This window comes from Streptomyces anandii JCM 4720 (assembly GCF_014650655.1).
Lineage (GTDB): Bacteria > Actinomycetota > Actinomycetes > Streptomycetales > Streptomycetaceae > Streptomyces > Streptomyces anandii.
The window spans coordinates 1-610 of sequence record NZ_BMVJ01000087.1 but is presented as its reverse complement, the minus strand read 5'-3'; the positions used below and the strand labels follow the sequence as shown (position 1 = coordinate 610).

Sequence of the window (610 nt, the reverse complement as noted above, 5' to 3'; positions counted from 1 at the left end):
AGCAGCGGCTGCTGCTGGAAACCGCGTGGGAGGCGTTCGAGCGTGCGGGTATCGCTCCGGACGCCCTGCGCGGCAGCCAGGCGGGCGTGTTCATCGGGACGAACGGCCAGGACTACCTGTCCCTGCTGATGAAGGCACCCGAGGGGCTGGAGGGTCACCTGGGCACGGGCAACGCGGCCAGCGTCGTCTCCGGCCGCCTCGCCTACGTCTTCGGTCTCGAAGGCCCGGCGGTGACGGTCGACACGGCCTGTTCGTCCTCCCTTGTCGCCCTCCACTGGGCGGCTCAGGCCCTCCGTAACGGCGAGTGCTCGTTCGCCCTGGTCGGCGGCGTGACGATCATGGCCACGGCCGAGAACTTCGTGGACTTCAGCCGTCAGCGGGGTCTTGCGGCGGACGGCCGGGTGAAGGCCTTCGCGGCGGGTGCGGACGGCACGGGCTGGGGTGAGGGTGTGGGCATGCTGCTCGTGGAGCGGCTGTCCGATGCGCGGCGCAACGGTCACCCGGTCCTGGCGGTGGTGCGCGGTAGTGCGGTGAATCAGGACGGTGCGAGTAATGGTCTGACGGCTCCGAATGGTCCGTCGCAGCAGCGGGTGATCCGGCAGGCGTTGGC

At 70.3% G+C, this 610-nt stretch carries 1 protein-coding gene; it reads left to right on the top strand.

The window, feature by feature from the left end:
* Positions 1-610 (top strand): beta-ketoacyl synthase N-terminal-like domain-containing protein (locus tag IE249_RS39640; protein WP_229860042.1); only part of this gene is annotated, 610 nt, incomplete at both ends.